At 44.4% G+C, this 13,278-nt stretch carries 12 protein-coding genes; 1 reads left to right on the plus strand and 11 read right to left on the minus strand.

Features of this window, described 5'->3' with window-relative positions:
- Nucleotides 1–57: 57 nt before the first annotated feature.
- Nucleotides 58–678, plus strand: a complete 621-nt coding sequence (locus INE92_RS07575; RefSeq protein WP_004315295.1) for a LysO family transporter — start codon at nt 58–60, stop codon at nt 676–678.
- 95 nt (nt 679–773) lie between these two features.
- Here INE92_RS07575 and INE92_RS07580 read toward each other — a convergent pair whose 3' ends face one another.
- From INE92_RS07580 to atpD, 11 genes are all read right to left on the minus strand, one after another.
- Complete coding sequence (locus tag INE92_RS07580) at nt 774–3,401, minus strand: helix-turn-helix domain-containing protein (RefSeq protein WP_008639993.1); 2,628 nt, start codon at nt 3,399–3,401, stop codon at nt 774–776.
- Nucleotides 3,402–3,586: 185 nt separating this feature from the next.
- Nucleotides 3,587–5,530: an LruC domain-containing protein gene (locus INE92_RS07585; RefSeq protein WP_008639992.1), complete on the minus strand. Its 1,944-nt coding sequence runs from the start codon at nt 5,528–5,530 to the stop codon at nt 3,587–3,589.
- Between the two features lie 153 nt (nt 5,531–5,683).
- On the minus strand, nt 5,684–6,580 hold the full coding sequence (locus INE92_RS07590; RefSeq protein WP_015531028.1) for a F0F1 ATP synthase subunit gamma: 897 nt from the start codon (nt 6,578–6,580) through the stop codon (nt 5,684–5,686).
- A gap of 112 nt (nt 6,581–6,692) precedes the next feature.
- Nucleotides 6,693–8,276 carry a F0F1 ATP synthase subunit alpha gene (atpA, locus tag INE92_RS07595; protein ID WP_004315299.1) on the minus strand — a complete coding sequence of 528 codons (1,584 nt, stop codon included), beginning with the start codon at nt 8,274–8,276 and terminating at the stop codon, nt 6,693–6,695.
- Nucleotides 8,276–8,836: a F0F1 ATP synthase subunit delta gene (locus INE92_RS07600; RefSeq protein WP_008022606.1), complete on the minus strand. Its 561-nt coding sequence runs from the start codon at nt 8,834–8,836 to the stop codon at nt 8,276–8,278. The genes atpA and INE92_RS07600 overlap by 1 nt, the downstream gene beginning before the upstream one ends.
- A 5-nt stretch (nt 8,837–8,841) precedes the next feature.
- Nucleotides 8,842–9,345 carry a F0F1 ATP synthase subunit B gene (atpF, locus tag INE92_RS07605; protein WP_004315301.1) on the minus strand — a complete coding sequence of 168 codons (504 nt, stop codon included), beginning with the start codon at nt 9,343–9,345 and terminating at the stop codon, nt 8,842–8,844.
- A gap of 121 nt (nt 9,346–9,466) precedes the next feature.
- Entirely contained in the window at nt 9,467–9,724 is a 258-nt protein-coding gene (gene atpE, locus INE92_RS07610) for an ATP synthase F0 subunit C (protein WP_004295758.1), read from the minus strand.
- Between the two features lie 111 nt (nt 9,725–9,835).
- The gene (atpB, locus tag INE92_RS07615) at nt 9,836–10,975 is read right to left on the minus strand and encodes a F0F1 ATP synthase subunit A (protein ID WP_008022608.1); all 1,140 of its coding nucleotides are present in this window, start codon (nt 10,973–10,975) and stop codon (nt 9,836–9,838) included.
- The gene (locus tag INE92_RS07620) at nt 10,959–11,393 is read right to left on the minus strand and encodes a hypothetical protein (protein WP_008022610.1); all 435 of its coding nucleotides are present in this window, start codon (nt 11,391–11,393) and stop codon (nt 10,959–10,961) included. Before INE92_RS07620 ends, atpB begins: the two co-directional genes overlap by 17 nt.
- An 80-nt stretch (nt 11,394–11,473) precedes the next feature.
- On the minus strand, nt 11,474–11,719 hold the full coding sequence (gene atpC, locus INE92_RS07625) for an ATP synthase F1 subunit epsilon (protein WP_004315304.1): 246 nt from the start codon (nt 11,717–11,719) through the stop codon (nt 11,474–11,476).
- Nucleotides 11,720–11,731: 12 nt separating this feature from the next.
- On the minus strand, nt 11,732–13,249 hold the full coding sequence (gene atpD, locus INE92_RS07630) for a F0F1 ATP synthase subunit beta (RefSeq protein ID WP_008022611.1): 1,518 nt from the start codon (nt 13,247–13,249) through the stop codon (nt 11,732–11,734).
- Nucleotides 13,250–13,278 lie beyond the last annotated feature (29 nt).

Genomic DNA, 13,278 nt, shown 5'->3' on the forward strand with positions numbered 1-13,278 from the left:
GAGTCTGATTTCTTTTAAGAGGAAAAAAGACGCGTTTATTCAAGAAGGAGGTGAACAATGAAAGGAAGTTTGATCGTTATATTATTCTTTTGTGTAGGTTGTGTCATGGGAGCTTTCAACAAGTTCCAGTTTGATACGCACACAGTTTCAATGTATATACTTTATGCGTTAATGCTGCAAGTGGGAATCAGTATCGGTTCTAATAAGAACCTGAAAGCGATTGTTTCACATTTGCATCCTAAAATGCTGTTGATTCCGTTGGGAACGATTATCGGTACGTTGCTGTTTTCTGCTTTAGCAAGCCTGCTATTGCGCCAGTGGAGCGTGTTCGACTGTATGGCAGTGGGAAGCGGATTCGCATACTATTCGCTCTCTTCTATCCTTATCACCCAGTTCAAAGAGCCTTCTATCGGGCTGCAACTGGCTACGGAATTAGGAACTATCGCACTGTTGACTAATATTTTCCGTGAGATGATGGCACTTCTCGGTACTCCAATCATCAAGAAGTATTTCGGGAAACTGGCTCCTATTTCAGCGGCAGGAGTCAATTCGATGGATGTACTCCTGCCCTCCATCAGCAGATATTCGGGAAAAGAAATGATTCCCATCGCTATCTTACACGGTATTCTGATTGATATCAGTGTTCCTGTTTTCGTTTCATTTTTCTGTAATCTCTGATATTGCTTGCGATGGTTTGACAAGAGCAAGAATGAGCATTGTGAACGAAAGACAGAGATATTTTTATGTTTGGGGCTAGGTCCAGAGATAATTAGTTAATGCCCGGAAACAGCCAATACAAACTTTATATCAGCATAGGAGACATCGTCTCCTAATGCTGCCTTAATGGCAAATATTCCCATGTATTCATGTTCTTCCAGATGCTTACGAATCTTCGCCAGATTTTCAGCTTTCACTACTTTCTCCACTTTAATCTTTCCTAAACGGACATAATATTCCAAATGACCGGCAATGGTTCCCGATACCAATTCGCGAGCTTTGGCTATTTCATCTATGCTCATTCCCTGGCAGAACATTTCATAGCTGACTAATTTTGTATCTTTTTTCTTCTCCTTCTCCGCTTCTTTTTTCTGTTTCTCTGCTTCCTTCTTCTGTTTTTCTTCCTCTTTCCGTTGCTTCTGTTCTTCTTTCCGTTGCTTCAGCTCTTCCCGTCGGCTTGCGGCTTCCCTATTATCAGAGATGAGCATATCCATTATTTCCGGTCTTTCCAATTGATTTTCCGCCATATACTTACGGACAATGCCTAATATTTCAAGTCCATACCTTTCCACCCCTTTTGCTCCGAAATAGGGTATCGCTTCCAGAGCTCTTGGATTATCCGGTAGCAGATTCACAATTCCCATCAACGCTTTCTGCTGCATAATAACATACGCAGGAAGATTCACCTCACGTGTTTTGGCTGTCCTCCATTCAGACAGGGCGCGATAAAGCTCCGGATGCAAAATATCCGTAGGCACTTCCACTTTCACCTTTTCAGCACCGCTACGTGTACGCTCTTTCCGTTCCTTCCGCTCTTTCTTTTCTTTCAACGCTTTCGAAGAACCGGAAGAAGAAGAATCATCCTCAAGACTCAACATTACTTTAGCCTTCAACTTCAAATAATCCGTAATAGCGAATCTCTCTCTTGCAGACACAGCCTCCAACAAAGACTCTTTAATCCACAACGCATCATCCAACGCCTGCATACGTTCCGCCAACAGCTTTCTCAACTCTTTATTATCAAGAGGCATATTAGTCTTATTATACAAAGCCCGAACCGGCGCCAACTCTTTATGAAAATATCTGGCCCCGGAACGAATCCGCTCCTGTAACTCCTGATTCGTCGCATAGTCTTCACTCTCATGTATCAACCGGGTATACTGGTTACGAAAACGCTGGGACACTTCCACTATTTTCTCTTTGATGCGAGGTTCCAATGCCTTATATTCTGCCAACTGCTTCGGAAAGAGCTTATACAAATCTTCATCTATCAAACGAAGCAATCGTTTATAAGCCTGATCGATCGAATAGAAATTAAACAAATCACTCAACAAATCAAAGAAATACGCCTTTTGCATATCGTTCAACTGCTGACTGCCCGGCTTATTCTGCTCTACCGCTTTGGTGAAATTATCCACCGTAGCATCACTAATAATGGCTTCCCTCCGCAAAGGAGACTCCAACACCATCCCTTCCAAAGTCTTGCAACGGCTCAACGCTACATAAGTCTGTCCGTGCGCAAAAGAGTTACGCGCATCAATAATGGCACGCTCAAACGTCAACCCCTGACTTTTATGTATCGTAATAGCCCATGCCAGACGGATAGGATATTGACGGAACGTTCCTTCTATCACTTCCGTGATTTCCTTTGTTTCCTCATTCAGCACGTACTTATAATTTCCCCACTCTTCCGGCAACAACTGAAATTCTGATTTATTCCCCTTCCCCCGCACGATAATGCCTGCATCATTAACAGTGACCACCTCACCAATCATACCGTTATAATATCGTTTCTCGGACGATGGATCATTCTTCAGGAACATAATTTGTGCCCCTTCCTTTATTGTCAGGAGTTCATCCGCAGGGTACGAATATTCGGGGAAGTCTCCTTCTATCTCGGCACGAAAATGATACGCCTTGCCGGATAAAGATGCCAGTTCACGGTCATTTACTTTCTGTGCCTGATAATTATGTGTCGTCAGCCGAATATATCCTTCTTCTTTTTGTGGCTGGAAACCAGGCTGATAACGACGGTTCAGTTCATTCAACACTTCATCATCAGCCTTATTTTCCCGGATTTTATTTAATAAAGACAGGAAGAATGTGTCACTCTGCCGGTAGACTTTTTTAAGCTCAATGGTCATATATACCGTTTCTTTCAACGCATGGCTCGCAAAGAAATAAGGGGTTTCGTAATGCTTCCTCAACAGTTCCCACTCATTATCTTTCACGACGGGAGCCAATTGCTGCAAATCTCCAATCATCAACAGCTGCACCCCGCCAAATGGTTTCTCTCTATCGCGATACCGCCGCAAAGTTGCATCCACCGCATCCAACAAATCGGCACGCACCATACTGATCTCATCAATAACGAGCAAATCCATACTACGAATTATGTTCCGCTTTTCTTTACTGTAACGGTAATGCGTTTGGGAAGAATTAAAGGTAGTTTCCGGCACGAAAGGGGCAAAAGACAACTGAAAGAAAGAATGAATCGTTACTCCTCCCGCATTGATAGCTGCAATCCCTGTCGGAGCCAATACGACCATGCGTTTGGGCGTATGTTCTTTCAATCGTCTAAGAAATGTCGTTTTTCCGGTTCCGGCTTTTCCGGTAAGAAATAAATGTGTGCCTGTATTTTCTATGAACTGCCAAGCTAGCTGCAGTTCCGGGTTATTTTCCATGAAAGTTATATTGTTTTGTGCAAAGGTACAGAAAACTATATAGAGATTGAAATAAAAGTAGCAAACTTTTTCTGGTAGAGATGAGAAGCAATCGGATAAAAGAAAGTCCCGGTCGTTTTCATTAAATAACGACCGGGACGAGAGAACAATAAAAACACCAAATGTTGTGTTATATGCTTTGAGAGTTAATTTACATGATTGTTATACCAATCCGTATATTTTTCTCCTTTAGAATCTGCCCAAGCTTTAAAGTTAGGATATTCGGTATCAATACTCTTTTTTTCAGTTACTGAAATAAAGTTCAAGATAGGAATATCAATAGCAAACGGATAAGCTCCTTCTTTATCTATGTAATAAGCATCCTTTTGAGTACCTGCTAAAGACAAGTCCGCAAGAGATGTTGCCTCATGCTTAGGCAGATGCACTTCTGTACGACCTTTTTGCCCTTCGGCATACTTCACTATGATATAAGGATTATATGACTTTAAATCTTTCTTATTGAAAGAACCGCCTGTAAATTCACGGGTTATAGTATATACCTTTTGAATAGCTTGCTTCACATTCGGACAAACAATAATAGAAGATGTTGCAGATTCCGTATGTATCCCTTCCGTAGTAGCGGAAAAAGTCATTTTACCGAATTGTCCCTTATCTACCTGATAAGCAAAAGCATTCGCAAACACTGCACCATCATGTACAGGAGTAAATGTATCTACAATTTTAGTTACCTGGTTCTTTTTATCAAAAGATACGGCACGATTATATTCTACGATTACGTCATTCATATCATAATCTCCACCGCCAGGCCATATATCTTCAAAAGCTAATGTACCGGTCTTCGTTTCAGTTACATCCGGTTTTTCTGGTTCATTTCCATCATCCGGAGTTATAACAGGTCTGTCATTGGGTTCCTCAATAGTTTTTGATGCATTTACATAGAATAAAAGATCACAATAACTATTATTTGCCCCATCTTCTACTCCGATAATAACCTTGCCGCTTGTCTCGTCCTTTACAGATACAAAATTCTGTCGCTGCTGTCCCAACACCTGATTAGAAGCTAATAAATTAGAGAAACCTGATGCAACTTGTTTTGTTATATCAATTTCATTCTCACTCTGATTATATCCATCAGCATACATAAACCATCCTACCGTATAACCGGCTGGAAATTCCTCTTTAGCATTACCTTGTTCATCAAAATAGAGCAAACGTACTTTACTGCCACATTTCAAAATAGGCAACTGACCTCCATATACAGAGAAAGAAACATTTGGAAATATGATATACTTCTTCATATCTGACATTCCGCGCATATCAGGTTCCTTAGATGTTTTATAATAATAATACCCGAACGAATTATTATACATGGCATCCCGATTCAGGAAAATAACATCCAATGCAGTCCCATCTTGTGTTACCGTAATATTTGTAGTTCTGGATTGGGTGACTAAATTCATATTATCAACATTCGCTATTCCATCAGGATTAAAGAAATTCTTCAAACGTTGCGTCAAACTTCCAACCGTTTCATCACCAACGTTCTCTTCAAATGACATATATTTACTGTCAAGACTTCCTCCCTCTCCCCATTTACATAAGGAATACAGTTTATTATTTCCATTCAAGACATAAGGAACCGTCCCTTGAAAACCATAAGACCGTGTATTATTTTTTGCTTTTACAGTAGAAGCTCCTATATTTGACATATCAAAACTAACCATACCATCCTTTATTTCCAATGGCATACACCTTGGTAATCCCCAACTTTCCGTATATAGGTATATCGATTTTACAGAAGTAGGAATATTCATCTTTCCATTAAACTTTCCGCTTTCATCTGTGTAAATCTTGAATAAAGCTTCCACTCCTTGTTTTTTTACAGGTGTATTATCCACAATTTCCATCGGATCAATGTCATAGACTTCAATAAGAGCCGCAAATCCGGGTAATGCATAATTCACATCAAGCGACACATCTCCACGTGTTTCGAATCCAAAATATTCTTCAGGACCTTTTACAGGTTCTTTCCCATAATTAGGATCATACAAATCCTTTTCTGCACATCCTACTGCCACACCGATAAATACCGTTGCAACGAAAAAGTTCAATAAATGCTTAATTCTCATAATCTATATATATTTTTAAGTTTGTTTTGTCTAGGCATAAACCCATAATCAAGCCTAATTATGCCACAAATATATATACAAATATCCCATTTTTAAGGCTTATCTTAAAAATGGGATACCGAATCAAAAAATATTGTTATTAATCCTTGGAATCTATTTCATTGTCCCCCCTACAATATCCAGCAACTCATTTGTAATCGCCTGCTGGCGACTCTTATTATACTGCTTCGTCAAATCCTGAATCAGTTCATTTGCATTGTCCGTAGCCACTTGCATAGCCAGGGTACGTGCAGCATGTTCCGATGCATTAGAGTCGACGGCAGCGGTAAAAATCTTCTGGCTCAATACTGTTGGTATTAAGCTGGCGATCAATTCTTCCGCGTTCGGTTCGATGATATAATCATTGGCAATTTCATGCTCCTCTACCTCCTCCTTATTCATTCTGTCCTCTTCACTTACCACATTCGTCATATCAATGGGGAGATACGTCTCCCGGAGAAGAATCTGTACCCCCATTGATTTGAAGTGATGATAGATTATTTCCACGCGGTCCACTTCTCCTGCCACATACATATCCATCAGTCGGTGAGCCAATTCGGCAGCCTCCTGATACGTCGGTTTGTCGGAGAGCGTCGGAGAAGTCTCCTGCGGTCTGAATCCCATTCGTTTGACCGCTTCATCCACCTTCTTGCCAATTGGGAATATCAAGATATTATCCTGTCCCAGGGTGCGGAACTCCCCGATCGTTTGCATCATCATTTTGATGACGTTGGCGTTGAAAGCACCACAAAGAGAAGTGTTTGAAGAAAAGACGACGATTGCTACACGCTTCACTTCACGCTCCTGCACATAAGGAGATTCGATGGGCAGGTCCGCGCTTAGGAAGTTAGTCAGAATCTTGTTCAACTTCTTCTGATAAGGCAGCATATTCTCAATGGCTCCTTGTGCCTTGTGTAATTTGGCAGAAGCCACCATCTTCATTGCTGAAGTGATTTTTCGGGTACTTTTTACCGAATTTATTCTGGTTTTTACTTCTTTCAGTGAAGCCATTTTTTTATTGGTTAGTGGTTAATTATTAATAGTTGGTGATAGTGATTAATAGTTGGCGGTTAGTGGTTGGTGACAGTAAGCTAATCACTTATCACTAACCAACTAATCACTATTATAAGTACTGTTTCGCCACCATAGCGGCAGTCTCTTCGATAGCTTTAATCACGTTATCGTCGATCACGCCCGTTTTCAGTATGTCCAATACATCCTCCTGATGATTCAGTTGCAGAGATTCGATGAAACTGCGTTCAAAGTCTTGCACCTTATCCAATGGGACATCATGTAGAAGTCCGTGCGTACCACAGTAGAGGATAGCAATCTGCTGCTCTACGGGCATCGGGCTGTATTGCGGTTGAATCAATAATTGTCCGTTCTTACGTCCTTTATCAATAGTCAGGGCAGTAATCGGGTCCATGTCGCTGCTGAACTTAGAGAAGGCTTCCAACTCGCGATATTGCGCCTGGTCAATCTTCAATGTTCCGGCCACCTTCTTCATAGCCTTAATCTGCGCGTTACCACCTACACGGGATACGGAGATACCGACGTTGATAGCCGGACGCGTACCCTGGTTGAACAAGTCAGTCTCAAGGAATATCTGTCCGTCGGTGATAGAAATCACGTTCGTCGGGATATAAGCCGATACGTCACCTGCTTGCGTTTCGATGATAGGCAATGCTGTGAGCGAGCCGCCACCTTTCACAATCCCCTTTAGACTTTCTGGGAGATCGTTCATTTCGCGTGCCACTTCTTCCTGACTGATAATCTTGGCAGCACGTTCCAACAGACGGGAGTGCAGATAGAAGATATCACCCGGATAAGCCTCACGACCGGACGGACGGCGAAGAATCAGCGAAACCTCACGATAAGCCACCGCCTGTTTGGAAAGGTCATCATAAACCACTAACGCATGACGCCCGGTATCACGGAAATACTCGCCGATGGCAGCACCTGCAAACGGAGCGTAATACTGCAACGCAGCCGGGTCACCAGCCGTGGCAGCTACAACCACCGTGTAGTCCAGTGCTCCGTACTCACGAAGCGTATTAACGATAGAAGCAACAGTAGAACCCTTCTGACCGATAGCTACATAGATACAATATACAGGGTCGCCTGCCAGGAAGTTAGTGCGCTGGTTGATAATCGTATCAATCGCAATGGCAGTCTTTCCTGTCTGGCGGTCGCCGATAATCAACTCACGCTGTCCGCGACCGATAGGAATCATGGCGTCCACAGCCTTCAATCCGGTCTGCAACGGCTGGTTCACAGGCTGACGATAGATTACTCCCGGAGCTTTACGTTCCAAAGGCATATCATACAGTTCGCCGCCAATCAATCCTTTGCCGTCGAGCGGTTCGCCCAGCGGGTCAATCACACGTCCCAGCATGCCCTCTCCTACACGGATGGAGGCGATACGTTTGGTACGCTTCACGACGAATCCTTCTTTGATTTTGTCCGTCGGGCCCAACAGTACAGCACCCACGTTGTCCTCTTCGAGGTTCATCACGATTGCTTTGATACCATTATCAAACTCCAGCAATTCATTGGCCTCGGCGTTCCGTAGTCCATAGATACGCACTACGCCGTCACTCACCTGGAGCACCGTACCGATTTCGTCAAGTTGCACATTGGCATTGATTCCTTCGAGCTGCTTGCGCAATATATCGGATACTTCGCTTACTCTTATATTTTCAGACATTATACAATTCTCCTATTCTTATCAATAAATTGTTGTTTCACTCGCTTCAACTGCGTGGCAACGCTTGCATCCAACCGATAGTCGTTGATATCAAAGATAAACCCACCTTCGATAGAAGGATCTATCACCGTTTCCAGCTCCATCTGAGCATGCAGGATATGTGCGGCAGCCGACCGGATCCGGTCTTCTGTTTCCTTATTGACAGGAACGGCTGTAATCAGCTTTCCTACGCCAATATGTTTCAACTTCCGGTAGAGATCCAGATACATCAGGCTGATAAATTGCAGATAGCCTTCACGCCTGTTTCGCAGTACCAAAGTGATAAATTGGACAAACTCTCTGGTCGATTTACCGTCACCATCGGCAGCTGTGCAGACTAACGCCAACTTTTCCTTGGTCGTGATGACGGGATTATCAAGCGCTTCGCGCAGACCGGGCTGTTCACAAAAGCTGTGCGACAGGGTCAGAAACTCCTGATACAACCTGTCTTCCAGACCTTTTTCCTGTGCGTATTCAATGATAGCTTTTGCATAACGCATTGAGAGTATTCCGACTTCCATCTTCCTTAGTTCTTATTCGGGGTTAGTACTTCATCCAGCATGCGGTCGATCATGCCCATCTGTGCATCCTTGTCCTCAAGACTCTTGCGGAGCACTTTCTCGGCGATGTCAACAGAAAGCACGGCCACCTGGCGACGGATGTCGCGGATTGCTTCGTCTTTCTCCATCTGGATTTGTTGTTTCACCGCATCAAGTTCTTTTTGTGCGGCAATTTCGGCTTGTTTACGGGCCTCGTGAACAATCTTGTCACGTTCTTCCATTGCTTCCCTCAAGATGCGTCCTTGCTCTTTGTTGGCGGCTGCCACCAATGCGTCGCCTTCTTGTTTCAGTTTAGACAACTGGGCATTAGCTTCCCTCGCCACCTCCAAAGACTGGTCGATATAGGTCTTACGGCCTTCCACCATCTTGATGATGACGGGGAAGCCGTATTTCGCCAATATCACGAACACAATCCCGAATGAGAGAAACATCCAGAACAGCAGGCCACTATCAGGTAATAGTAATGACATAATCTTTATTTACGATTTTACGATTTACAATTTACGATTTCGCGGCTGCCCATTGCATGAGGATCTCCCCCATTTAGAAACAGGGTTTTACGCCTGCGAAATCCGCTTGTTATATACCTGATTAGAGGAAGAACACCAACAGACAAACTACTACCGCCAACAGGGCCACACCTTCAATCAAGGCGGCGGCGATAATCATGTTCATACGAATGTCTCCCGATGCTTCCGGCTGGCGTGCGATAGCTTCCATTGCCGAACCACCAATCTTACCAATACCCAAACCAGCTCCGATTACTGCAAGACCTGCACCGATAGCTGCACCTAATTTACTAACTCCTACTGCTGCTGCAGTGGCTTGTAACAATACTGATAGTAACATAATTTTCAGTTTTAAAATGGTTTATATTTTCTCTTGTTTTTATTATTTAATTCCTCATTCCGCGCGTTTATTCCGTATTCGTTCAGTCACGTTTTCACCGCGTTTCATTGATTATTCTTCTGTTTTCACTCTGGCTCCTTCCTGTGCCAGTCCGATAAACACTGCCGACAACATCGTAAATACGTAAGCCTGGATGAAAGCCACCAGCAGTTCAAGCGCATTCATAAAGATGTTGAACAATACGGAAGCCACCGTGAGCGTGCCGTTCAGCGCAGGCCCCATGCTTGCCGAGATAAAGATCAGGCAGGTGAGCACCAGCATCGCCATGTGTCCGGCCAGCATATTGGCAAAAAGACGGATCATCAAAGCAAACGGTTTCGTAAAGATTCCGAAGAACTCGATGAACGGCATCATCGGCACAGGCACTTTCAGCCACCAAGGTACATCGGGCCAGAAAATATCTTTCCAGTAATGTTTCGTACCGAAGATATTGACTGCAAGGAACGTGCAGACCGCCAGCACCATCGTGATAGCGATATTTCCCGTCACATTCGCGCCTCCGGGGAAGAACGGAATCAATCCCATCATGTTATTGATAAAGATGAAAAAGAACGCTGTCAGCAGATATGGCGCGAACTTCCGGTAGTTAGGTCCGACACAACTCTTGATGATATCGTCGTTCACCATCATGATGAACATCTCCATGAATCCGATAAATCCTCCCGGTGCTTTGGCTCCTTGCGGACGTTTCCTGTACCAATGTGCCACACACAACACGATAACGAGCAGCAATACGCTGTTGAACAACAAGGCAAACGTCACTTTCGTAATGGAAATATCCCAAGGGCGAACCTGTTCGCCTGCGGCGTCATACTCTACCAGTTTGCCTTCATATTTGCTTCCTGCGGGAGCGATGGAAAGTCCTTCATACGTACCTCCATTCTCTTCGAGACGGGAAGAAAGGAACGTGTGCCAACCTGAAGTGCTACTATAAACAATAATAGGTAACGGTATAGTAATATGCGTGTTACCCCATGTTGTAATATGCCATTCGTAGGAGTCGCCGATATGACCGAACACAATTTCTTTCACATCAACCGTGTTCTCCTGTTCCTCCTTCGGAGTAATTTCGTCCTGCGTCTGCTGCGCCACCGTTTCCCCCTCTTGCTCTTGCGCAAGAACCGGCAAACTGACCGCTGCCATCAGACAGAACAGAATCAACGGAGCTACTATGTTATGCAACTGTTTCATGTTTCTTCTTATTTTTCTTTTTCCGTTTCTGGTTCATCTCAAAAGAGAAGAAAAACCAGGTTTCGAATATCAGATATATCAAATAGAACGAGATAAACGTCAGTAAAAAAGCTCTGGCTTCTTCGCGTACAGCAAGGCAATAAATCAAGACCAGAATCAGCGAAAGAATCATCTTTATCATCTTCATTGCCAAATACAACAGTAACAATCTCTGCGGAGCGTGCCGCCGGCAAGCGTCGAACATATAGATGCTGGCCAACCCGAAGAAGTAAAAATAAACCGGTATAAACGGATACCCTCCGAAATAATGCCCCGGCAGAGCGAAGTGTAGGATAACAGCTCCGAGCGCCGCACTAATCACTGCAAATAAGGTATGCCAACAGATAAAGTTCCGTTTAGTTTTACTAATATTCATCATGTTACTGTGTTTTTCTGTAAGGTTATTATCTCGTTTTTTTCAATCTTTAGATACTTGGTCTTTGTGCCGGAAGGCTTCCGTCAGGAAACACAGGCAGAAACCGTGCCGTCACTCATTTCAACAAAACCGCCCTGAATATCCATCGTGTGCTCTTCTCCCTCCATCGTCGTATAACTCAACGTTCCCGCTTTCAGCGACGATACAATGGGCGCATGCCCCGGCAGAATAGAAAACGAACCGATCATGCCCGGCAATGTGACAATCTTCACATCTCCGTCGAATATGCTCTTTTCGGGCGATACTATACTCAAATGCAGTTCTTTCATCACTCTATATTTTTATTTTTTCGCCTGTTCCAGCAATTTCTTACCTTTCTCTATTGCTTCCTCAATCGTGCCGACATTCAGGAAAGCCTGTTCGGGAAGATAATCCACTTCTCCGTCCAGAATCATCTTGAATCCCTTGATGGTATCTTCAATACCCACCATCACACCCGGAACGCCTGTAAACTGTTCGGCTACGGCAAACGGTTGCGAAAGGAAACGCTGCACACGGCGGGCGCGGTTCACTACCATCTTGTCTTCTTCCGAGAGTTCTTCCATACCGAGGATAGAGATAATATCCTGCAATTCCTTGTTACGCTGCAAGATTTGTTTCACTCGCTGCGCTATGTCGTAATGTTCCTGGCCTACAATGTGCGGGTCGAGGATACGTGACGTAGACGCCAACGGGTCGACAGCCGGATAGATACCCAGCTCGGTGATCTTACGGTCGAGTACGGTAGTTGCGTCCAAGTGGCTGAAAGTCGTTGCAGGAGCCGGGTCGGTCAAGTCATCGGCAGGCACATACACCGCTTGTACGGAGGTGATAGAACCTTTGCGGGTAGACGTGATACGTTCCTGCATCGCACCCATTTCCGTGGCCAGCGTAGGCTGGTAACCAACAGCGGAGGGCATACGTCCCAAAAGGGCGGACACTTCCGAACCTGCTTGCGTGAAACGGAAGATATTATCGATAAAGAACAGGATATCGCGTTTCTCACCTTCTTTACCGGCGTCGCGGAAAGATTCCGCTACCGTCAGTCCGGACAGTGCCACAGAAGCACGTGCGCCCGGAGGTTCGTTCATCTGACCGAAAATCAGCGATACTTGCGATTTCTCCAGTTCGTTATAATCTACTTTCGAAAGATCCCAGTGGCCTTTCTCCATGCTTTCCTTGAATGCTTCGCCGTAGCGGATAACGCCGGATTCGATCATTTCGCGCAGCAAGTCGTTACCTTCACGGGTACGTTCACCTACTCCGGCAAATACGGAGAATCCGTTATGTTTCTTGGCGATATTATTGATAAGTTCCTGGATCAATACGGTTTTTCCCACACCGGCGCCGCCGAACAAACCGATTTTACCACCTTTGGCATACGGTTCGAGCAGGTCGATCACTTTGATACCCGTGAAGAGCACCTCTTGCACAGTTGTCAAATCCTCAAATTTAGGGGGATCTCGGTGAATGGAATACGCACCGTCGCGGTTGAGCCCTTTCATACCGTCGATCGAATCACCGACTACGTTCATCAGTCGTCCTTTAATCTGTTCGCCTATCGGCATAGTGATCGGGCCTCCGGTGGGATACACTTTCATGCCTCTCTGAAGTCCGTCGGTACTATCCATCGCTACGGTACGCACCGTATTTTCGCCGATATGTTGCTGAACTTCTATAACCAGTATTTTGCCGTTTGGCCTTTTTATCTCCAGTGCGTCGTGGATGCTTGGCAGCACCAGTTCCGCATCCGTACCTTCAAAGTACACATCGACCACAGGGCCGATGACCTGCGAGATATGTCCGATAATCTGTGACATAAGCAATCTCTTTTATTTATATTATTCTT

This window comes from Bacteroides xylanisolvens, assembly GCF_018289135.1.
In the GTDB taxonomy this organism is placed as follows: Bacteria; Bacteroidota; Bacteroidia; order Bacteroidales; family Bacteroidaceae; genus Bacteroides; species Bacteroides xylanisolvens.